General features: G+C 41.7%; 20 protein-coding genes. 14 read left to right on the top strand and 6 right to left on the bottom strand.

What is annotated here, in order from left to right; translation table 11 throughout:
- Positions 1 to 170: 170 nt before the first annotated feature.
- The 3 genes from Q4591_RS06800 to Q4591_RS06790 all read right to left on the bottom strand — a co-directional run bounded on the left by Q4591_RS06800 (position 171) and on the right by Q4591_RS06790 (position 3138).
- Complete coding sequence (locus Q4591_RS06800) at positions 171 to 656, bottom strand: VOC family protein (RefSeq protein ID WP_102531975.1); 486 nt, start codon at positions 654 to 656, stop codon at positions 171 to 173.
- A 292-nt stretch (positions 657 to 948) separates the two neighbouring features.
- Entirely contained in the window at positions 949 to 1560 is a 612-nt protein-coding gene (locus tag Q4591_RS06795) for a TetR/AcrR family transcriptional regulator (RefSeq protein WP_102477138.1), read from the bottom strand.
- A 153-nt stretch (positions 1561 to 1713) separates the two neighbouring features.
- Entirely contained in the window at positions 1714 to 3138 is a 1425-nt protein-coding gene (locus Q4591_RS06790; protein WP_102477139.1) for a coniferyl aldehyde dehydrogenase, read from the bottom strand.
- A 431-nt stretch (positions 3139 to 3569) separates the two neighbouring features.
- On the opposite strand from Q4591_RS06790, the gene Q4591_RS06785 reads away from it, so the two are divergent.
- Positions 3570 to 4001 carry a universal stress protein gene (locus tag Q4591_RS06785; RefSeq protein ID WP_102437970.1) on the top strand — a complete coding sequence of 144 codons (432 nt, stop codon included), beginning with the start codon at positions 3570 to 3572 and terminating at the stop codon, positions 3999 to 4001.
- Positions 4002 to 4104: 103 nt separating this feature from the next.
- On the opposite strand, the gene Q4591_RS06780 is transcribed toward Q4591_RS06785, so the two are convergent.
- Positions 4105 to 5784: a PH domain-containing protein gene (locus Q4591_RS06780; RefSeq protein ID WP_303445760.1), complete on the bottom strand. Its 1680-nt coding sequence runs from the start codon at positions 5782 to 5784 to the stop codon at positions 4105 to 4107.
- Entirely contained in the window at positions 5777 to 6529 is a 753-nt protein-coding gene (locus tag Q4591_RS06775) for a PH domain-containing protein (RefSeq protein ID WP_102520121.1), read from the bottom strand. Before Q4591_RS06775 ends, Q4591_RS06780 begins: the two co-directional genes overlap by 8 nt.
- A 160-nt stretch (positions 6530 to 6689) precedes the next feature.
- Here Q4591_RS06775 and Q4591_RS06770 point away from each other — a divergent pair, with 160 nt between their 5' ends.
- The gene (locus Q4591_RS06770) at positions 6690 to 7046 is read left to right on the top strand and encodes a winged helix-turn-helix domain-containing protein (protein WP_102437967.1); all 357 of its coding nucleotides are present in this window, start codon (positions 6690 to 6692) and stop codon (positions 7044 to 7046) included.
- Here Q4591_RS06770 and Q4591_RS06765 read toward each other — a convergent pair.
- Complete coding sequence (locus Q4591_RS06765) at positions 7023 to 8714, bottom strand: diguanylate cyclase (RefSeq protein WP_303460080.1); 1692 nt, start codon at positions 8712 to 8714, stop codon at positions 7023 to 7025. The two genes, Q4591_RS06770 and Q4591_RS06765, sit on opposite strands and share 24 nt — an antisense overlap.
- Positions 8715 to 9050: 336 nt before the next feature.
- Between Q4591_RS06765 and Q4591_RS06760 the strand changes: the two genes are divergently transcribed.
- The 12 genes from Q4591_RS06760 (at position 9051) to nqrM (ending at position 20976) form a co-directional block, all read left to right on the top strand.
- Positions 9051 to 9710 carry an alpha-ketoglutarate-dependent dioxygenase AlkB gene (locus tag Q4591_RS06760; RefSeq protein WP_303460076.1) on the top strand — a complete coding sequence of 220 codons (660 nt, stop codon included), beginning with the start codon at positions 9051 to 9053 and terminating at the stop codon, positions 9708 to 9710.
- A gap of 159 nt (positions 9711 to 9869) precedes the next feature.
- Positions 9870 to 10169: a BolA family transcriptional regulator gene (locus Q4591_RS06755; RefSeq protein ID WP_303460070.1), complete on the top strand. Its 300-nt coding sequence runs from the start codon at positions 9870 to 9872 to the stop codon at positions 10167 to 10169.
- Between the two features lie 258 nt (positions 10170 to 10427).
- The gene (gene luxS, locus Q4591_RS06750; protein WP_303460067.1) at positions 10428 to 10937 is read left to right on the top strand and encodes an S-ribosylhomocysteine lyase; all 510 of its coding nucleotides are present in this window, start codon (positions 10428 to 10430) and stop codon (positions 10935 to 10937) included.
- 196 nt (positions 10938 to 11133) lie between these two features.
- A complete protein-coding gene (locus tag Q4591_RS06745) occupies positions 11134 to 13209 on the top strand; it encodes a TonB-dependent receptor (RefSeq protein WP_303460064.1) in 2076 nt (691 codons plus the stop codon).
- 427 nt (positions 13210 to 13636) lie between these two features.
- Positions 13637 to 14971, top strand: coding sequence for a Na(+)-translocating NADH-quinone reductase subunit A (locus Q4591_RS06740; RefSeq protein ID WP_102437983.1), 1335 nt, complete (start codon positions 13637 to 13639; stop codon positions 14969 to 14971).
- Entirely contained in the window at positions 14971 to 16170 is a 1200-nt protein-coding gene (locus Q4591_RS06735) for an NADH:ubiquinone reductase (Na(+)-transporting) subunit B (RefSeq protein ID WP_102437961.1), read from the top strand. The genes Q4591_RS06740 and Q4591_RS06735 overlap by 1 nt, the downstream gene beginning before the upstream one ends.
- Positions 16160 to 16954 (top strand): Na(+)-translocating NADH-quinone reductase subunit C, encoded by a 795-nt coding sequence (locus Q4591_RS06730; protein ID WP_102437960.1) that lies wholly within the window; start codon positions 16160 to 16162, stop codon positions 16952 to 16954. Before Q4591_RS06735 ends, Q4591_RS06730 begins: the two co-directional genes overlap by 11 nt.
- Positions 16954 to 17586, top strand: a complete 633-nt coding sequence (locus tag Q4591_RS06725; RefSeq protein WP_076542777.1) for an NADH:ubiquinone reductase (Na(+)-transporting) subunit D — start codon at positions 16954 to 16956, stop codon at positions 17584 to 17586. The genes Q4591_RS06730 and Q4591_RS06725 overlap by 1 nt, the downstream gene beginning before the upstream one ends.
- A gap of 5 nt (positions 17587 to 17591) precedes the next feature.
- Positions 17592 to 18200 carry an NADH:ubiquinone reductase (Na(+)-transporting) subunit E gene (gene nqrE / locus Q4591_RS06720; protein ID WP_076542779.1) on the top strand — a complete coding sequence of 203 codons (609 nt, stop codon included), beginning with the start codon at positions 17592 to 17594 and terminating at the stop codon, positions 18198 to 18200.
- Positions 18201 to 18244: 44 nt separating this feature from the next.
- On the top strand, positions 18245 to 19492 hold the full coding sequence (gene nqrF / locus Q4591_RS06715) for an NADH:ubiquinone reductase (Na(+)-transporting) subunit F (RefSeq protein WP_102437959.1): 1248 nt from the start codon (positions 18245 to 18247) through the stop codon (positions 19490 to 19492).
- A 216-nt stretch (positions 19493 to 19708) separates the two neighbouring features.
- Complete coding sequence (locus Q4591_RS06710; RefSeq protein ID WP_241903506.1) at positions 19709 to 20707, top strand: FAD:protein FMN transferase; 999 nt, start codon at positions 19709 to 19711, stop codon at positions 20705 to 20707.
- Between the two features lie 47 nt (positions 20708 to 20754).
- Positions 20755 to 20976 carry a (Na+)-NQR maturation NqrM gene (gene nqrM, locus Q4591_RS06705; RefSeq protein ID WP_076542875.1) on the top strand — a complete coding sequence of 74 codons (222 nt, stop codon included), beginning with the start codon at positions 20755 to 20757 and terminating at the stop codon, positions 20974 to 20976.
- The last annotated feature ends 148 nt before the right edge of the window (positions 20977 to 21124 follow it).

Raw genomic sequence — 21124 nt, 5'->3', positions numbered from 1 at the left:
TTAGAGCTTATCCATACTTTGGGTAATCTGAAATGCCATGATTACCCAAAGTCCTAACACGAAAATGTCCAAAAGTGATTTAGGCGCTTAAATAATACTTGCCTACAAACTTCTCTAATACAAAAAAAGCAGCTAACCACGGTTAGCTGCTTTTTAAAATTCTTTAATTCTTATGTGTATTCAGAAGAATAAGTTTCTGAATAAGAATGAGAATATAGTTCAAATAAGTTTCCAAATGGGTCTTCTAAATAGACCATTTTGTAAGGCTTATTATCATCTTCTGGATGATAGCGCATGATGTCCATTCTGACTTTACCGCCGAATTTTTCAACTCGCTCGATAACGCCTTCAAAGTCATCTGTTTCTAACGAGTAATGGAAGATACCGATTTTAGTGAAGTCGACATGATGTCTTTCTTCGCGGTCTTTCATTTCAAATAACTCAAAGCCGATGCCATCAGAAGTGACGAGGTGGGCGATGTTAAAACCTTTAAAACCATCACCAAATACCGCAATACACATTCTACCAATGGCAGTTTGTTTTTCTTCGATGACTGCTGAATTGCCCATGACAATTTCAAGACCTAATGCTTGGGTATAAAACTCGACGGCTTTATCCATGTCACCAACCATAATACCTACATGACTCATTTTCATAATAATCTCGCTTTATACGTTAATTGCTAAGTTGTTGCTTGTTCGTTTTGATGGAAGAAGTATAGGGCGAAGTAATGATTTAATAAAATTATCAAATTTTATAAAGATAATAATATTTTGTTATTAAATGTATAGTTGGATCTAGTGCATGCTTGGGTCAATTGTATGCTTGGGTCAATTGTATGGTTGGAGCCGAAAGAGATTTGCTGAAGCGGTTCGTGGTTAAGGCTTAGCACCTTTCGCCAGTCATCAGCTAACTGGCTTTAAAGGAGGTTTTGAATATAAAAGTAGATTACTGAGCTTTCATTGAGCGCCAAAATAATTCAAAGCTTGCTTGGCGCTGGCTTGGGTCATTGCCCCATTGCGGGTTGTCAGTAAAATAGCGAATAGCGGCAAGGTATTGGCCGTGACAGTTTTCAAGCATTAGCGCAACTGGAAAATCAGCAATAATCTTTTGTTGCTGGCCTTTACTAATAAGCTGCACTACAAAATGCAAAATACCGTTCATGGCTTGACCGCGAATTGCCGCATCAATGTCGCTGGACATAGAAAATTGCAAAAAGAAGCGCTGCTTAATAGGGTGCTTTAAGGCCCAATCAATCGCTTGTTGCCAAAGGTATTCGGCATCGGTTTTTAAATCTTCGCCAGCATTGTCAAAGGTGGACAATGCTTGAGTAATGTCATCAGCAAATTCTTGTTTAATTGAAACAAATAAATGATTGAGTAAATCATCTTTACTGGGAAAGTGATGAAATAATGTCCCAGTGGCGACAGCGGCTTTTTTAGCGATGGATGCGGTGGATGTGCCATGAAACCCTTGCTCAACAAATAGCTGTAAAGCGCTATCGAGTATCGCTTGTTTCTTGTCTACTTTAGGTTTTTTGTTGGCTACAGTTTGGGTCATATGCTGTTCGTATTTTCAATGAGCTATTTATTAATGGGCTCTTTATTAAAGGAGTGTTGATGAATGAGCGATTTATTAATCGGGATTTTGAGCGTGCGAGTTTATCACCAAGGCGATAATCGCACACTCAATTATTGGTATTTATCTAGCGCGTTAGCGTAAGAAAAACTTCATCAACAAGGCTTGGATTTTAGTGCCATAAGGCGGGTGCACCAGTAAACCTGAATTGAACTTGCCGCTTTTTAACACCGTTTTCGCATGGCTAAAAGTCAAAAAGCCTTCTTTACCGTGATAATGGCCCATACCTGATGGGCCAATGCCGCCAAACGGCGCGTCATCGGCTGCCACATGGAAGATAGTTTCGTTAATACATACGCCGCCAGAGTGAGTTTGTTGGATAATATTTTGCTGGGTTTGTCTGTTAAAACTCATGATATAAAGCGCTAATGGGCGCTCATTGTTATTGATATATTCAATGGCTTCATCAAGGTCTTTATACCCGATTATCGGCAGTAATGGCCCGAAGATTTCTTGTTGCATAATGGCCATATCTGCACTGACATTGGTCACTAGCTGTGTTGGTAATTTACGTATTTCGCTATCAATGTTGAACTCAGTTGCGGGGTGAATGGTCGCGCCTTTTTGTTTGGCGTCATCAAGTACCGCGAGTAAGCGACTGTATTGGCGCTGGTTAATCACATTGCCATAGTCTTCATTACTGGCAAAATCTGGGTACATGTTATTAAAACGAGTTTTGTAGGCACTGATTAGCGCATCGATTTTGTCTTCTGGACATAAAATATAATCGGGTGCGACGCAGATTTGGCCTGCATTTAAACACTTACCGTAAATAAGGCGCTCAACAGCAGTATCGATATCAATATCAGGCGCTACAATGACTGGTGACTTACCGCCTAGCTCAAGAGTCACTGGGGTGAGGTTATCAGCAGCTGCGCGCATGACATGGCGACCCACTGTTGTAGAACCTGTAAATAATAGGTGGTCAAAGGGTAGGGCTGAGAATTGCGCGGCAACATCGGCTTCGCCTTCCACTACGACCACTTCATCTTGGCTAAATATCTCTGCTAATAAGCGAATCAATACTTGGTTGGTGGCTGGGGTAAATTCTGACATTTTAAGCATGGCGCGATTACCTGCCGCAATGGCGGTAATTAACGGGCCAACAGCCAGCATGACTGGGAAATTCCACGGCACGATTATGCCAACAACGCCAAGGGGTTGGTAATGCACTGTGACCGAAGAAGGGGACAGTAATAACCCGGCATGGCGTTTATTGGGTTTCATCCATGATTTTAGATGTTTCAGACTGTAGTTGATGTTATTCACACAAGGCATGATGTCTGAAATCATGGTGTCATTGGCTGAGCGATGGCCATAATCTGTGGCTAATGCACTAACAAATTGCTCACTATAACTGAGCAACCCGGCTTTGAGTTTATTGAGTTTATCAACTCTGGATTGGTAACTAGGCGCAGGCATTGACTGATAGGCTTGGCGTTGCTGCTGAAGTAATTGTTGTAATGGACTTTGCTGAACATTGTTAGCGGCCATATTCATAAAGCGCTCCTAGAGTGATATTGATACTGACATCATTTCAATAAATTAAAAAAAACCGACTGATTAGTCGGTTTAGTATGTGCTGAGTTAGGTCTAATTGCAAGCCTTTGGATTCTTGAGCTGGGTCAAGGTGGTTTTTTACTATTTGCACTACACTTTAATTAGGAGGATATTTAAGTAGTTTGTATCTGAAACTATCATGCTATCTTTGATGCTAACTATCATGCTAACTATCATGCTAACTATCATGCTAACTATCATGCTAACTATCATGCTAACTATGATTGTTATTTATCACTATAGCCATGATTACATTGGTGATGCTTACTTTATAGCGTGAGCTATATTCAGCTAACGATATTCACATCGGTAAGTTGGATAAGTTAGTTTAATGCTCAAGCTTAGTTATTTTATCTACAGGAGGAACTCACATGCGTTCACGTTCAATATTATGGCCAACAGATTTTTCTGAAACGGCATCCCATGCGCTGCGATATGCCATTGAAATGGCCAATTTATATGAAGTGGGTATTCGTATTTTACATGTGGTTTCTCAGCCCCTTGGTGACGAGAACTACATGATTTTGGCTATTACTCCTGAGGAACTCGCTAAAAGCATGGAAGAGGCTGCAGCCACCAAAATGCAAAATTTACTTGCTGATTTAAATACTGACTTGAAGGTCGAAACCGTAATTAGGCGTGGTGATGCCATTGAAGAAATTGTCGATGAGGCCAACAAAGGCGACATTGGTATGGTGGTGATTGCCAGCCATGGACGCAGTGGTCTAGCGCATTTTCTGCACAGTAATGTTGCTGAAGAGGTGGCTAATCAGGCCAGTTGTCCTGTGCTTGTGGTTAAGTAGCGCTAGTTAACAAGTGCTAACTAGCGCTAACTCGCATTGGTTGATCATTTAGTGCCCGCTATTAGTTATTCTTCATTAGCCAATATGCCATTAAGATAAGCGTTTATATCCAATTACGGTAATCTTGCTTAATGGTTTGCATGGCTTTTTCGGCAATGAATAAGGCGTCTTTTTCAGCGATATAGGGCAGAGTTAAGCTGCCGCTAGCTAGGCCAATTTCGATATAGGCATGACCGCTGCGTTGTTGCCCTTTTGTTTGGGTGATAGATACGTGCTGTATTTTTTCATAAGGGATCCGTTTCCAATGATGGCCAAATAAGCCGCTATGTTGCCATAACACTTCATCTTCAATCACATAGCCCCACTGCTTGTACCGCAAAAATGTTAGTCCCATAACCGCAGTAGCAATCAATAAAGCCACTTCAGAGATCGGATTTAAGCCGGTAAAGATTAAAATTAATAGCGCTGGAATGTACATTAACAAGCCGCGTCTTAAAAACCATGCCAAAGCAATAGCTTGGTATCGCGCTGGGATATTAGTTGTCCCGCCTGCTAATTGCGGTATTTGCGCCAATATTGCAGCAATCTCTGCAGTTTTAACGCTGGGCAGTAACATATGCTCAGTAGTTTTTTGCTCAACCTCTTGGCCTTTAACCTGCTTAAAATACAGTGTCCATAAGCCTAATAATTTAGCTAAAAATGGCTGACTAAAGTGCACTAGCTGCACTCGGCGAATAGCTAATGCGTCTTGCTGGTGGGAGATCACCCCGCCGCTGCGCTGCAGGGTTTGTTGCTGTTTTTCTAATGTATAAGGATGATATTTAAGTACTGCCGCCACAATAGAAATTATTGAAAACAGGCAATATACCAACAACAATGTCAGCATAATGGCAATGGCTTGTAGAGCAATACTTGGGCCGCTATAGCTGACAACAGCGCTCCAAAATTGTTGAATAATAGGAAGCTCGACTATCTGCTCCCATTTAATTTGTCCCATAATGGGGCCTGCTATCACCGCAAACCAAATCAAATTATTTTGATAAAAACCAAATTGGATTAGCTGCTTTAAATTACGCACTACAATCGTGTTGTGGGTTTTATTGCTAGGTGTGTTAACACTATCGGCAGTGTTTTCAGTGCTGATTTCATCGATAGCGTCATTAGTTGCAAGTTGATGCTGGGGAGCGAGTTGCAGTAATTGCTGTTTAAGCTTGCTGGCTTGGGTTGAGTCAAGCGCCGATAAATGCGCTTCGTCATCTTTTGAGCCTGCAGTTTCAACGATTAAGGTGCCGAGCTTAAATGGCTTGAAATAAAATGGCTGGCTGTAACGAATATTTTGAATTTTGTTGAGTGGGATTTCATCTTTGCGGGTAAAAAACAGCCCACGTTTAATATTGAGTTGTTGCCCTGAAAGCTTAAAGCGGTAGGTTCGCCATTGAATGAATGAGAATATTGTCAGTAAAAGTATTGCTACAACAAAGCCGAGTAGACCCATTTGTAAATCAAAACCACTCTGCCAACCGGCATACACAACTGGAATGATGGCGTAACCATTAGATAAAATGGCTTTTGCGCTGCCAAAAATAAAGCTTAGCATTGACCAAGGAGACAGCGATTGCCACTGGGTTAAGGCATTGACATTTTTGTCAGCTGTAGTGGATTTTGAGCTTGACGTTGAAGTCGCTTTTTTTGCTTGTGATGAAGGATTCTCAGAGGTTTGCAGTGAAGAATGCGCTACTGAAATCTTGTTATCTTTTTGAGGCTCATTTGGCTGGTTACTCATCAGCGGCCTCTTTTGTTAGCGGCTTTTCAGTGTTTATTGCAGGGCTTATATTTGAGCTTGTATCTGAACTTATGTCAGAGCCTATATTAGAGCTTATGTCGGAGCCTAAATTAGAGCTTATATTAGAGCTTGTATCTGAGTTTATGCCAGATCCTATATTAGAGCTTATGTCAGAGCTTATATCTGAGGAGAGCGGTTGTTGATGATAAGAGGCTTTATTCAGTAAGTGCTGCCTTAACTTTTCTGCCAAGGTAAAGCTCAGTCCCGGGAGGAAAATCTCTGCTGCGCCACTGCCAGCACTGAAGCACTTTATGGTGGCTAAGTTGAAGCGCCTTTGCAATGGGTTTTGCGACAAACTCACATGCTGCAAGCGGCTATAAGGTAAAGCTGTGGTCTTTATCCACCATAAGCCTTGGCGTATTAATATTTCATGTTCAAGTACGCCGTAGCGCAACTTTTTAGCCGCCAAAAAGCGGATCAATGTCAGCACGACTCCGGCAATCAATACTCCACTAATGATGAGGTATTCATTACGCCCTAAGGCTTGGTTTAATGTCATGACGACAACTAACGCGGCTAATATTAACAGTAACAGCCCAATGCTTTGGCTGAATATTTGCTTCGGGTAGTTTTTATCTACCTTGGTTAATGTCACTTCTGTATAGCTCTGCCACTTTGCCTCAGCTATGAGCAGTTTTTCTGAGGTGCTAGCTACTGTCACATCTGATTCTGGTGTGGCCGACATATATAAATCCTTTTGCTAAGTTAGTCGCAACTGTTTGCTAAAAGCTTGTTTACTAAAAGCTTGATTGGTAGAGATTGATGAATAATAAGTGTCGATTAGTCTTTCTTAACCACTCATAATCCATTACTTTAAGCTTATATAGTATATGGGATTGAGTAATATGGAAAAAGTAACTGCTGCAGCGGCTAATAATGGATTTTTAGTGCGACCTGTCTCTAAAGCGCAAAAAGCGTTTTTACGTAAAATCTATCTGGCGGGACTCATTGAGCAGCAACAGCATAATTTGTTGTCATTACAAAAGCAGACCCAAATGCCAAGACGCACCTTGCAAGACAACATAGCAGCTTTCACTGACATAGGCATTGATGTGCAATTTGTACAGCAGGGGCAAAGACACAATGCGGGTTTTTATCAGCTGCTGGATTGGGGGCCGATTAATGGAGCTTGGGTAAACAGTCATTTTGATAAAATTACATTAGCACTTGAGCTATCTTTAACTGGCGACGCTATGGGTTAATGCCTGTTCACTATTACATATTCTGTTTCTGCCGGCTCGTTTAGCTTGATATAGGTGTTTATCGGCTTGTTCAATTAAGGCTGGTAATTGATAGATTTCAGCATTACTGGTCACTATGCCAATACTGGCTGTAACCTGCACTTTAACGTGTTGGTGCTGCAAATTGAGTTTGGCAATATTTTCACAAATCCGCATTGCTAAACTATCGGCCTCTTTTGCAGCCGTTTGCGGTAAAAAAACAATAAACTCTTCGCCACCCCAGCGCGCCACAATATCATTTTTTCGTAGGGTATCTCTAATGATAGATGCGACTTTAACCAAGACTAAATCACCAAAAATATGCCCATATTTATCATTAATATCTTTAAACTTATCGATATCAATCATTACGATAGAAGGGGTATTACTCGGCGATTCCATAGTGCCATTGGCTTGATTAAATTGCGGCTCCACTAATTGGTAAAAAGCGCGGCGATTATTAAGCAGGGTTAACGGATCCATTTGAGCCATCTTTTCTGCGATCAGTTTTTCATTTTCGATTCGTCTAAATCGCTCAGTTAATGCTAATGCCAGTAAAAGTACATCAATACCTACCCCTATTTCAGCAGCGCGATAAGTAAAGTCATTAAATGGAATATATGACCACACCGCAAGCGCGGTTATGGCAATACCTATCATTGATGATATTGAAGCCAGTAAAAATAACCGTGCGGAAATCTTGCCGAAATTTAATGACAGCACCCCTAATACAATCATCAAGCCACTGAATAACAGCATCAAATCAAAAGCAAAAATCAACCCTAATACTCGGTCTTGCAGTATCACTGCCAACAGCATCAATATTGGAAAAAGTACGCATAAGCTTTTTAAGATCTTATGTAATAGCGGCAGTTGATATCGCAGACGTAAAAAGTGGCACGCGAATACAATGCCACTGGAGCAGAAGGTGACCATAAGGATTGGCACAGCCCATTGTTGCCAATAAGGCGAATTTGGCCAAAGCCATAACGAACCATGACCGCTATATGCCATATTTAATATTAGAAAGTTAAGCAGGTATAGGCAGTAGTAAAAGTAGCTTCTCAGACGTAAGCCTAAAAATAAAATAAAGTTATAAATCAGCAGCGCAATAATCGCGCCGTATAAAAAACCGTAACTATAGGAGTTAAATATACTGTTTTGAGCGCTTTGGCTTTCATCAAATAAATATACCGGAATGACCATGGCATCTAAGGTTTGAAGCCTAATTAATACCGTGGTTATACCTGGTGGATAGCTATATTGAAAATTATAGCTGGGTTGAAAAGTCGGTTGTTTATAAAATAGCGATAGATCACCTTGGTGCTCAAAATGAGCAATTCTATCTGAGCTTAGCCAATAAGCACTGACTTCATCGAGCCAGTAATTATCAAAGTGGATGATGCGGTTTATCAGAGTTTGAGTTGGATTATTAATGGATAGACTAATCCATACAGGGTTAGAGCCGATGCCGTAGTTGCTAATTTCCTCGCTGCCTGACTGGAAGTGGCCATTACGGAATAATTGATAAGCTTGCGATGCGTTAATACGATCTGTTTCGGTGTAATACCCTATAGATTGGCCTATTGGCGCGGTGTAAGTCTCAGTTAAGTTGAGCTTTTCAGCATGGGCATTGCTGATGTTGAACATGGCAATGCTTAAGCTGAACATAATGCTTAGATTGACAAGCAGATCCAATATCCATTTCATAAGTGCAATAAACTACCTTTATCTTTTATAGACTAACAGTGCTAAAACCGCCGATAAGATAGTGGCGGCGCTGCTGCAATGACGGTGTTGGGATAAACATTAAGGCGGTTCACCTAGCTTAATAAAACAGCTTACGTTGTAATTTTAGGCTCTCATAAAGTTTAGTGAGTTAATATTAAAAAAATGTAAAATAATGTATTGGTATACTAAAGGATTAGTCACAAAGTGTCGGTTGTCAACGTTAGCCTCTCTTTAAGAGGCAAAAGGAGGGCGGGGGTGAAACAAATCGAGTTTAAATTATCTGTTCAGCACAGCAGTGACAATCAAAATAGCCCCAGCGCTAAATCCAAGAGCCATGGCGCGCCAATAACTGCGCCAATAACGTATATAAAGGGCTTTTTATCACGCGGGGAGCAGCAACAGTTGCTAGCCGATGCCGATAGCTACCCCTTTGAAAAACCGATAATTACGCTTTTTGGTAAACAGCATCCTATCCCTCGCGCTCAAGTATGGTTTGCTGATCCTGGTTGTGAATATCAATATTCTTCTTTATTAATTTCACCGCAGCCTTGGCCACACTTATTAGCAGATTTAAGGCAGCGGCTGCGGGATGAACTGCAGTTTAATTGCAACGGGGTATTGGTTAATCGTTATCAAAACGGTTTAGATTCTATGGGCTGGCATAGTGATGATGAGCCTGAAATAGTAGCCAATAGCGCAATTGTGTCAGTCAGTATTGGCGCCAGTCGAACTTTTGCCTTACGGCATAAAAGCCTCAATATAAAACAAAACGTTGAGCTTGAAAGCGGTGATTTACTCATTATGCATCAAGGGATGCAATCACAGTGGCAGCATGCAGTACCAAAGCGTTTAAAGGTGAAAACATGCAGGCTCAATCTGACCTTTAGGCAATTGATTGTCGGCTACCATCAATAGTCGGCTATTATCAATAGCAACAAATGCTTGCTGAGATGTGCTAGCTAGCATTGTTAACTTAAATTGCCACTTAAATCAGATTGCCGGCTCGCTAGTTTGATTTCTAGGGAGTTAAGCAGTAGTCTTCAAACTTTCAAATGTAGTTATAAAGAGTTTGTTATGTCAGTTGAAAAAATCATTAGCGAAAAACTGAACCAGTCCTTTAGCCCGATACATTTAGATGTACTTAATGAAAGCAATCGCCATCATGTGCCGCCTAACTCAGAAACTCACTTTAAAGTAGTGGTTGTCAGTGAGCAGTTTGAAGCGCAGCGATTAATTGCTCGCCATCGAGCGGTTAATGCAGTGTTAGCAGATGAGTTAGCTAACGGTGTCCACGCGCTCTCAATTAATGCGTATACTCAGGCTGAGTGGCAAGCATTAGATGTCGTGCCAAAAACACCAAACTGTAAAGGCTAATTACGATAGCGATACAGATACCAGTCGTGTTTGTTTAGCCGTTTTAGTTTAAATAAGATAAAAATAAAACCTCGTCATCCCGATGAGGTTTTTTGCTTTTTATTGTTTAGGTTTGAGTGCATTCAAAATGAAACTTGTCATCACAGTGTCTTTTTAATTTGCTATTACATGAAGATAACTCCTATTTACAGAGCTGTCGGTAGTGTTTTTTGATGCTATGATGCCAAACATCTTTTACTTAGCCTTAAGGAATGAGTCATGCCTTTACTTGATAGTTTCACTGTTGATCATACACGAATGGAAGCTCCTGCTGTGCGTGTCGCAAAGCATATGAGTACACCTAAAGGTGACACCATTACGGTATTTGACTTGCGTTTTTGTACGCCAAATAAAGATATTTTAAGTGAACGTGGTATTCATACCCTTGAGCACTTATTTGCCGGTTTTATGCGTGATCATTTGAATGGTGACTCGGTAGAAATTATTGATATTTCCCCTATGGGTTGCCGCACGGGTTTTTACATGAGCCTTATTGGTCAGCCCACTGAACGCGTCGTTGCTGATTCATGGCTAGCTGCAATGGGTGATGTACTTAAAGTGGTTGAACAAAGTGAGATCCCTGAATTAAATGAGTATCAGTGTGGCACTTATGACATGCACTCACTTGATCAAGCCCAAGATATTGCTCGTGCAATCATTGCCGCTGGTGTAAGTGTCAATCGTAATGATGACCTTAAATTGAGTGACGACATTTTAGGTACGCTATAGGCTAGCTGTTAATCCTAGGTTTTAGTTTGACACCAAAGCGGCTTCGGCCGCTTTGTTTTTTTTGTGGTTAATTTTATTAAAATACTGTTTTTATTTGCATGAAAACGTTATTGTTAAAAGTTAGTAATAGGATGTTATTTATAATAATAAAGGCGTAGCGGATTGCGATGCCGATGATGTATTTTGGGAGTTAACCATGTCTAAAGGCCAATTCAGCTTGTCTGTAATTGCTTCTGCTGTGCTGTTTGTGTGTCATTCTTCAAGTTTTGCTGCAAGCTCTGTGACGGCATCCTTGGATGAATCAAATAATACTGTTGTACTCGACCAGCCTCAGACAGCTCCATTTCATTATCGCAGCAGTACAATACCCCTAGCATTGTCAGGAATGACAATCATGCCTGCTGCCATGGGGCAAACCACTGACATCAGTCATCGCGGCGCGGTCAATGGCATTGCGATTTCTCAAGATAGAGTATCCTTTTCACCGTCTCCTTATTCAGCGCCTCATTTAGTGTTACAACCGAATTTAGCCTTACAAACCCAAGTGACTACAGCCAGCATGACTGGAGTGACAAAAGGCGGTAAAGGGGCTTTTGGTAGTGTGGATTACACCACGGCGCAGATCAGCCCAACAAAATTAGATGCTCAGGCTAACATCGAAATTAATGATAATGGTGGTGGCCGCGTGGGCGCCATTGCCAGTGGCTTAAATAAAGAATACGGCATGCTGTTTGCGGTGGATTACCAAAATACCGCCGAAGAAACAGGTTTTGTGACCAACCTTGATAGCGACCACAGCCAAACCGATATCATGTTCAAAATTAATGCTGATAGTCTTGCTGGCGCTAGAAACCCACAAACGACAGAGTTTATGTACCAATACACTAACTCAGAAAATGATCACTCCAATATCGGTTTAACCAGCCAAGATTGGCAGGCTAAACCGGGTAGGGCGTATTCGGCTACCGAAAATGATAACCGTGAAGGCCAGCGCCATAAGTATCAAGTGAGCCATATTGTTAATCTTAGTGATGGCTCGGTGGTGATGTCCGATTTTTATTACCAATCCTATGATGAGCAAATCTCGCAATTAAACTCGTTATCTGGCGTGTTTATTGGTACAACAGAATTATCAGCGATTTCAGCTTTTGATAAAGCCCCGACTACAGGCGGTTTGGCTTTAGGCTCTATGCTTGAAGATAATCAATATTCGGGCTATGGCTTGCAAACGGAAGGTGTAAGTCAATATGGCGCTCATCAAGTGACCTATGGTGCGCTGTTTCATTCAGATAAAGCCAAAATGCGTTTTGGCCAGCAAGATTGGACCTGGAGCCAAGATAGAAGTCTTGCGAGCACCAATATTGATAATGCGCTGCTAGCTTATATCGACGATGTTAACGTACTCATTACCAGCGCTGACGCCAAACTCAACTATGGCGCTTTGTCGATAAACTTAGGCTTGAGCTTTGAAAGTGTCAGTACTACTCGCGAAATTGACGTTGAAGCCTATGGCATAGAGGCGGCTGATTTTTCTGATGATGGCTGGATCCCGGCAATCGAAATTGCCTATACCACAGGTGCTTGGAAAGCGGCTGTTTCAGCTAAGCAAGCTTGGACAGCTGCATCAGCGGGCAATGCATTGCAACAAGCGCAGGAGTCGCTGCAGTATCAATTAGCACTTGGCTATAGCAATGATGCACTAAATGTTGGTTTAAATGCTTACGTACAAGACTTTGATAATCAACATGTGACTTGTATGTGGAGTATGGCGTGTGATTATTCACAGCGTTATGTACAAGACAATTTTAACGATACGTCCGTTAACGGCATCGACTTGTCGGTCGATTACACTGTCGGCTTTGATAGCTTTTCAATCCCTCTTTCTGCTCAATACCAATACAGCCAAGCTGAGTTTGGAGACTCTGGTTTTAACGACTTAATCGGTCTTTATGTAAAAGGCGAACAACTTCCTTGGGTACCTGAGCAACAATTAGCTTTAAATGCGGGCTTAATAATGGGTCAATTTAGTGTCATCGCCCAAGCTTTATATCAATCAGAAATGGGTTATGCCACTACCATTAATGGCGGTGAACAAATTGATACACAATGGAAGCTAGACTTAGCAGCTAACTATCATATTTCTAATGTGCACGAAGTTTATTTGCGTATAGAAAACTTACTTGACGAGGATTTAGTCAGTCAACAGTCTAATTTAGGCATTACTTCTCAAGGCGAGATGCTGAGTTACCTTGGATATCAGGCCAGATTTTAACTGTCTCACCTCTTCTTCCTCTTGTAGGTGCTTGTTTTAATTCTGCTTTAGTATGGGCTATTTTAGCTCGTACTAAAGCGAATTTTGTTAACAAATCCGTAAATCACTTCTTATATTATTTCTTTTAAAATTAATGTTATAGTGCCTGTGTTACTGAAATATTGCATTCAATGACGTTAAATCAGACTGTTCCACACCCTATTTGAGTGAATTGTTTAAAAATGAACAATCTAAAAATTCAATCACTGGTTTTTTTCGTGGCGATAGCGCACATTTTGGGGTAAAATGCGCGCGACCAGCGTGATTGCGATCGCATTTCCGTGATAAATCTGCGCTAGCTCAACACTGAAGTGTTTGTTAACACTTTGTTTTCTTTTGGGTAGGAACGCGGCGCATTGTCTTTCCTTCAAACGTAGTGCTTGTGGATATGATTACAATAAAGAAAGGATTGGAACTACCTCTAGCAGGTGGCCCTGAGCAAGTTATCCATAATGGCCCAGCCATTAAGAACGTAGCGACTTTGGGTGAAGAGTATATTGGCTTACGTCCAACGATGAAAATCAAGGTTGGCGAAAAAGTCTTGAAAGGTCAGGTGATTTTTGAAGATAAAAAGAACCTTGGCGTTAAATATACTGCTTTAGCTAGTGGTACTGTATTAGAAATTAACCGGGGTGCGAAACGTGTACTTCAGTCAGTGGTTATTGGCGTTGAAGGTGATGATAAAGTCAGCTTTACTCAATATAGTGCTGATGAACTTAACACGTTAGATGCTAACGTTGTCAGAGAAAACTTGATTGAATCAGGTCTTTGGACAGCTTTACGAACTCGCCCTTTCAGTAAAGTACCTGCTGTTGATTCAGTCGCTGCTGGTATTTTCGTCACCGCAATTGATACTCAACCACTTGCTGCAGATCCTGCTGTAGTGATTGCTGAGCATAAAGATGATTTTGCTAACGGCTTGACGCTACTAGCGAAATTAACAGAAGGCAAACTTTTCCTTGCTAAAGCGCCTGGTGCTGATATCCCTTCTGGCAATGCTCAAGTTGAAGAGTTTGCAGGTATACATCCTGCTGGCCTAGTGGGCACTCACATTCATCATCTTCTTCCTGCTTCTGCAACACGTACGGTTTGGCATATTGGCTACCAAGACGTGATTGCTGTTGGTCAATTATTCACTCAAGGTGAACTTAACACTCAACGTGTTATTGCGATTACTGGCCCTGAAGCTAAAAACCCACGTTTAGTTCGTACAGTATTAGGTGCTAGCACTGTTGAATTAACTGCTGGAGAAATTGAAACTGACAATGTTCGAGTTATCTCAGGTTCAGTATTAAGCGGGCGCCAAGCGGCGGGTCCTCATGGCTATTTAGGTCGCTATCATCAACAACTTAGCTTGTTGAAAGAAGGCAATGAAAAAGAATTATTTGGTTGGGCTATGCCTGGTGCTGATAAGTTCTCTATCACTCGCGCATTCTTAGGTCACTTAAACCGTACAGGTCTGTTCAATATGACCACAACTACGGGTGGTTCAGATCGTGCCATGGTGCCAATTGGTAACTATGAACGTGTTGTTCCATTAGATATCTTACCGACAATGTTACTTCGCGATCTTGTTTCTGGTGATTATGACGGTGCTGCTGCACTGGGCGCACTAGAGCTAGATGAAGAAGATTTGGCATTGTGTACCTTCGTATGTCCAGGCAAGTATGACTATGCATCATATCTGCGTGATTGTTTAGATACGATCGAGAGGGAAGGCTAATGAGCTTGAAAGATTTTATCGAGCGTATTGAACCGCAATTTGAAAAAGGCGGCAAGTACGAGAAGTGGTACGCCCTTTATGAAGCGGCTGCTACTGTGTTTTACACTCCAGGTAAAGTAAACAAAGGCACCACGCACGTGCGTGACAGCCTTGATCTAAAACGTATGATGATTACGGTTTGGGCCTGTACTTTCCCGGCAATGTTCTTTGGTATGTACAACGTTGGCTTGCAAGCTCAAGATGCGCTGATGGCTGGCTTTGCAACTCCTGATGTATGGCAAGTCAGCCTATTCAGCCTATTTGGTACTGAATTAACCGCAAGTTCAGGTGTGCCTGCACTGATGTGGTATGGCGCTTGTTGGTTCCTACCTATTTATGCGGTGACTTTTGCCGTTGGTGGTTTCTGGGAAGTCTTATTCGCGTCTGTACGTGGCCATGAAGTTAACGAAGGTTTCTTTGTAACTTCCATTCTATTTGCGCTGACCTTACCAGCAACTATTCCATTATGGATGGTTGCACTGGGTATTACCTTTGGTGTTGTGGTTGCAAAAGAAGTGTTTGGCGGCACAGGTCGTAACTTCTTAAACCCAGCGTTAGCGGGTCGTGCATTCTTATTCTTTGCGTATCCGTTAAGCATGTCAGGTGACACAACATGGGTTGTGGCTGACGGTTTCTCTGGTGCTACGGCATTGAGCCAAGCTGCACAGGGCACGTTTGAATATACTAGCGCTAACTGGTGGGATGCCTTCTTAGGTTTCATTCCAGGTTCCGTGGGTGAAGTCTCTACCTTTGCTATTTTGCTAGGTGGTGCAGTTATCGTTTATACCCGTATCGCCTCATGGCGTATTATTTCAGGTGTGATGTTGGGCATGATTGCAGTTTCTTACCTACTTAACTTTATCGGTAGCGACACTAATGCAATGTTTGCAACACCTTGGTATTGGCATCTTGTTTTAGGTGGATTTGCCTTCGGTATGATGTTTATGGCGACGGACCCAGTTTCTGCGTCTTTCACTAACAATGCTAAATGGGCTTACGGTATCTTAATTGGTGCAATGGCAGTGTTTATTCGCGTCATTAACCCAGCGTTCCCTGAAGGAATGATGTTAGCCATCCTGTTTGCTAACTTATTTGCACCGTTATTTGACCATTTCGTGGTTCAAGCAAATGTGAAGCGGAGGATTGCTCGTGGCCAGTAATAAAGAATCAATCGGCAAAACATTATTTGTTGTAATCGGCCTGTGTTTTATCTGCTCAATGTTGGTATCAACTGCAGCAGTATTACTTAAGCCAATTCAGCAAGAGAATAAATTGCTAGATAAGCAAAAGTACATTCTTGAAGCGGCAGGTTTAGTGGATACTAAAGCTGGCAAAGTTGAGAAAGACGTTATTATTGCAAAGTATGGTAAGTACGTTGAAGCTCGTCTTGTTGATTTAAAAACCGGTGAGTTTGTTGAAGGTGATGCTGATACTTTTGATGTTGAAAAAGCGGCACGTACGCCTGCAACGTCTTTTAAGCCTGAAAATGACATTGCCTCTGTTAAGCGCGTTGCAAATCAAGGTGTTGTTTATCTAGTTAAAGATGACAACAATGAACTACAAACCGTGATTATTCCTGTTAAAGGCTACGGTTTATGGTCAACCATGTTTGCATTCTTAGCGGTTGAAGCGGATATGAATACCATTCGCAGCTTAGTGTATTACGACTTCACTGGTTCTGGTGAAACACCGGGCCTAGGTGGTGAAGTTCAAAACCCTCAGTGGATTGCTAAGTGGGAAGGTAAAAAACTTTATGACGACAATGGCGACTTAGCTATTCAAGTCACTAAGATCCCGACAATTGCATCTTCAGTTCACGGTGTTGATGCCTTATCTGGTGCGACGTTGACCAGTAACGGTGTTCAGTACTCGCTAACGTTTTGGTTAGGTGAAGAAGGTTTTGCACGCTTTATCGAAAAAGCACGCAATGGAGGACTAGGCTAATGGCTGACGTTAAAGAACTTAAACAGGTTCTGACTGGACCTATCATTAATAACAACCCAATTGCTCTGCAAATTCTGGGTGTATGTAGTGCACTGGCTGTTACCGCTAAAATGGAAACGGCTATTGTTATGACATTAGCATTGACTGCGGTGACCGCGTGTTCGAACTTATTTATTTCGTTACTACGTAATCATATTCCAAGCAGCGTTCGTATTATTGTGCAAATGACAATTATTGCTTCATTAGTAATTGTTGTAGACCAAGTATTGCAAGCTTACGCCTATGACGTAGCGAAGCAATTATCAGTATTTGTTGGCTTGATTATCACCAACTGTATTGTAATGGGGCGCGCAGAAGCATACGCAATGAAAACGCCGCCTCTAATGAGCTTTATGGACGGTATTGGTAATGGCTTAGGCTATGGCGCCATCCTATTATCAGTTGGTTTCTTCCGTGAACTACTCGGTAATGGTTCATTGTTCGGCGTTGAAATCCTCAGCAAAATCTCTGACGGTGGTTGGTATCAGCCTAATGGCTTGTTACTTCTTCCTCCAAGTGCGTTCTTCTTGATCGGTATGCTGATCTGGATTATCCGTACTTATAAGCCAGAGCAAGTAGAAGCAAAAGGGTAGGCGCAATGGAACATTATATTAGTCTGTTAATTCGTTCGATTTTCATTGAGAACATGGCGTTAGCCTTCTTCCTCGGTATGTGTACTTTCTTGGCGGTATCAAAGAAAGTCACCACTGCTATGGGTCTAGGTGTTGCGGTAATTGTGGTACTGGCAATTTCAGTGCCTGTTAACCAAATCATCTATCAAGGTTTACTGGCTCCTGGCGCATTAGCTTGGGCCGGTGTACCTGATGCAGATTTGAGCTTCTTGAAGTTCATTACCTTTATTGGTGTTATTGCTGCATTAGTACAGATTCTGGAAATGGCATTAGATAAGTACTTTCCACCTTTGTACAACGCATTAGGTATTTTCTTACCATTGATCACGGTTAACTGTGCAATTTTTGGTGCGGTTTCATTCATGGTTGAGCGTGATTATAACCTTGGCGAGAGCTTGGTATTCGGTATCGGCTCAGGTGTTGGTTGGGCATTAGCAATTGTATTGCTTGCCGGTCTACGTGAGAAAATGAAGTATTCTGATGTGCCTAAAGGGCTACGTGGTTTAGGTATTACCTTCATCACTTCTGGCTTAATGGCGCTAGGTTTCATGTCGTTCTCAGGTGTGTCTCTTTAAGACACCCGTACGACGTATTAATTTGAACCTTAAAGGATAAGTTAATGGATATTCTTAAAGCTACTCCGATAGATGTTTATCTAGGTGTGAGTATGTTTACCGCGATTGTACTGGTTTTAGTATTAGTGATTTTATTTGCTAAATCTAAACTAGTAGCCAGTGGTGATATCACTATCTCAATTAATGATGATAGCGAAAAAGCAATTAAAACCGGTGCTGGTAGCAAGCTGCTCGGCGCACTAGCTAACAATGGTATTTTCGTTTCAAGTGCTTGTGGTGGCGGTGGCTCATGTGGTCAGTGTCGGGTAAACATTAAGTCTGGTGGTGGTGATATTCTGCCTACTGAACTTGATCACATAAGCAAAGGTGAAGCACGTCAAGGTTGTCGTTTAGCCTGTCAGGTTAACGTTAAAACTGACATGGAAATCGAACTTGATGAAGAGATTTTCGGCATCAAAAAATGGGAATGTGAAGTTATCTCTAACGATAACAAAGCGACGTTCATTAAAGAGCTTAAGCTGCAAATCCCTGATGGTGAGTCTGTGCCGTTCCGCGCGGGTGGCTATATTCAAATTGAAGCCCCAGCTCACCACGTTAAATATGCTGACTTTGATGTACCAGCGCAATACCGTGGCGACTGGGAACACTTTGGTTTCTTCAACTTAGAATCTAAGGTTGATGAAGAAACTATTCGTGCATACTCAATGGCTAACTACCCAGAAGAGTTTGGCATCATCATGTTGAACGTGCGTATCGCTACGCCGCCGCCAAGAAACTTAACTTTACCTTGCGGTAAGATGTCATCGTTTATTTGGAGCCTCAAAGAAGGTGACAAAGTAACGATTTCTGGTCCATTTGGTGAGTTCTTTGCTAAAGATACCGATGCTGAAATGGTGTTTGTCGGTGGTGGTGCAGGTATGGCGCCAATGCGTTCACATATCTTTGACCAACTTAAGCGTTTACAGTCTAAACGTAAGATGAGTTTTTGGTATGGTGCTCGTTCTAAGCGTGAAATGTTCTACGTAGAAGATTTCGATGGCTTAGCGGCTGAGAATGAAAACTTTAAGTGGCATGTTGCGTTATCTGATCCGCAAGCGGAAGATAACTGGGATGGCTACACAGGCTTTATTCATAACGTATTGTACGAAAACTACTTACGTGACCATGACGCACCAGAAGATTGTGAGTTCTACATGTGTGGACCTCCAATGATGAATGCTGCGGTAATTGGTATGCTTAAAGACTTAGGCGTTGAAGATGAAAACATCTTACTCGATGACTTTGGTGGTTAGTGACTAACTGCTAACCCTTTGCAAAAGACATTGAACGTCATAAATTGCAGCTAGCTGACACGGTGGTCACCATTGTTAAGCTAGCTGCAATTTTTATTTTAGGGACTTTGTAGTTTAGTCGTTGTTGCTTTAGCCACTGTTGCTTTAGCTAAGAATGATTTAAACATTAACCATATAAAAATTGAGAATTTGAACATTTACATGATAAAAATTTCGATGAAGACGCTGGCAGTATTTTTTGGTTTGTTGATTTTAGTCGGCTGTGGAACTGAAGATAAGATAGTGTCACTGTCAGGCAATACCATGGGGACCACTTATCATATAAAAGTGGTACGTAATGAGCGCCTGCCAACCACTCAACTACTACAAGCTGAAATTGATATCGCTCTTGAGTTAGTTAATGATCAAATGTCCACTTACAGACCGAAGTCAGAACTATCACGTTTTAACCAGCTAGGTGTTAATCAACGCCTGAAAGTTTCAGCGGATACAGCCAAGGTTTTAAATGAAGGCTTACGCCTTTACGACACGACTCAAGGCGCGCTGGATATTACCTTAGGGCCATTAGTTAACCTATGGGGCTTTGGTCCTGATAAGCGCCCAACAGCGATCCCAAGCGCTGAAACGATTGCCGAGATGAAAGCTAAATCGGATATTCATGGTTTTAGTGTCAAAGATTTAACTGTCACCAAGTTAAGCCCTGATCTCTACATTGATTTATCTTCCCTTGCTAAAGGCTATGGTGTCGATAAAATTGCTGCACTACTCAATAAATACCAAGTAGAGGGATACTTAGTGGAAATTGGTGGTGAGATTAGCGTTAAAGGTGTTAAAAATGACGGCAGCCCATGGCGTGTTGCAGTTGAGAAACCTTCGAGCCAAGGGGCGGCTATTCAACAGGTGATAGAGCCTGGTAATATGGCGCTAGCGACATCTGGCGATTACAGAATTTATTATGAAGAAAACGGCGAGCGTTTTTCGCATTTAATTGACCCTAGAAGCGGTTATCCAATAAAGCATAAGTTAGCGTCAGTAACCGTTTTGCACCCTAGTAGTATGACTGCAGACGCTTATGCAACTGCAATGATGGTATTAGGTACGGAAGAGTCTTTAGCGTTAGCTGAGCGTGAGAAACTGCCAGTTATGCTGATTGAAAAAGACGACGATAATTATGACGTATTTTATAGTGAGTCGTTTGCACCTTACATTCGTTAATGGCATTTAAAGATTTATTTGATGACCAATTTAGCTTGGAGAATATGATGAGTACTTTTATCGCAGCATTTGTGGTGTTGTTATTATTTTTTTTATTAATGTCCGTGGGCTATATCGTGAAGCGCAAGGCGGTTGAAGGCAGTTGTGGTGGTTTAGGTGTTTTGGGTATTGAGAAAGCTTGTGATTGTGATGACCCATGCGATAAACGCAAACGCCGCATGGCTGAAGCTGAAAGAGAAGCAAAACTGAATCAAAACCGGATTATCTAGTGCGCCAGCATTAACTTTAAGCCCACTTTCAAGTGGGCTTTTTTACGACTGTTACAAAATTTACAAAACTAATTACAGCTAACATTTACCCTTACTAGTGTGATTATTGTCACTATTAAAAACCAGCAGAATTAGCTAGAGATGTGAT

This window comes from Shewanella sp. 3_MG-2023 (genome assembly GCF_030548765.1).
Classification (GTDB): domain Bacteria; phylum Pseudomonadota; class Gammaproteobacteria; order Enterobacterales; family Shewanellaceae; genus Shewanella.
Note: the sequence above shows the minus strand (reverse complement) of the source record. Positions and strands in the feature narration are given on the sequence as shown.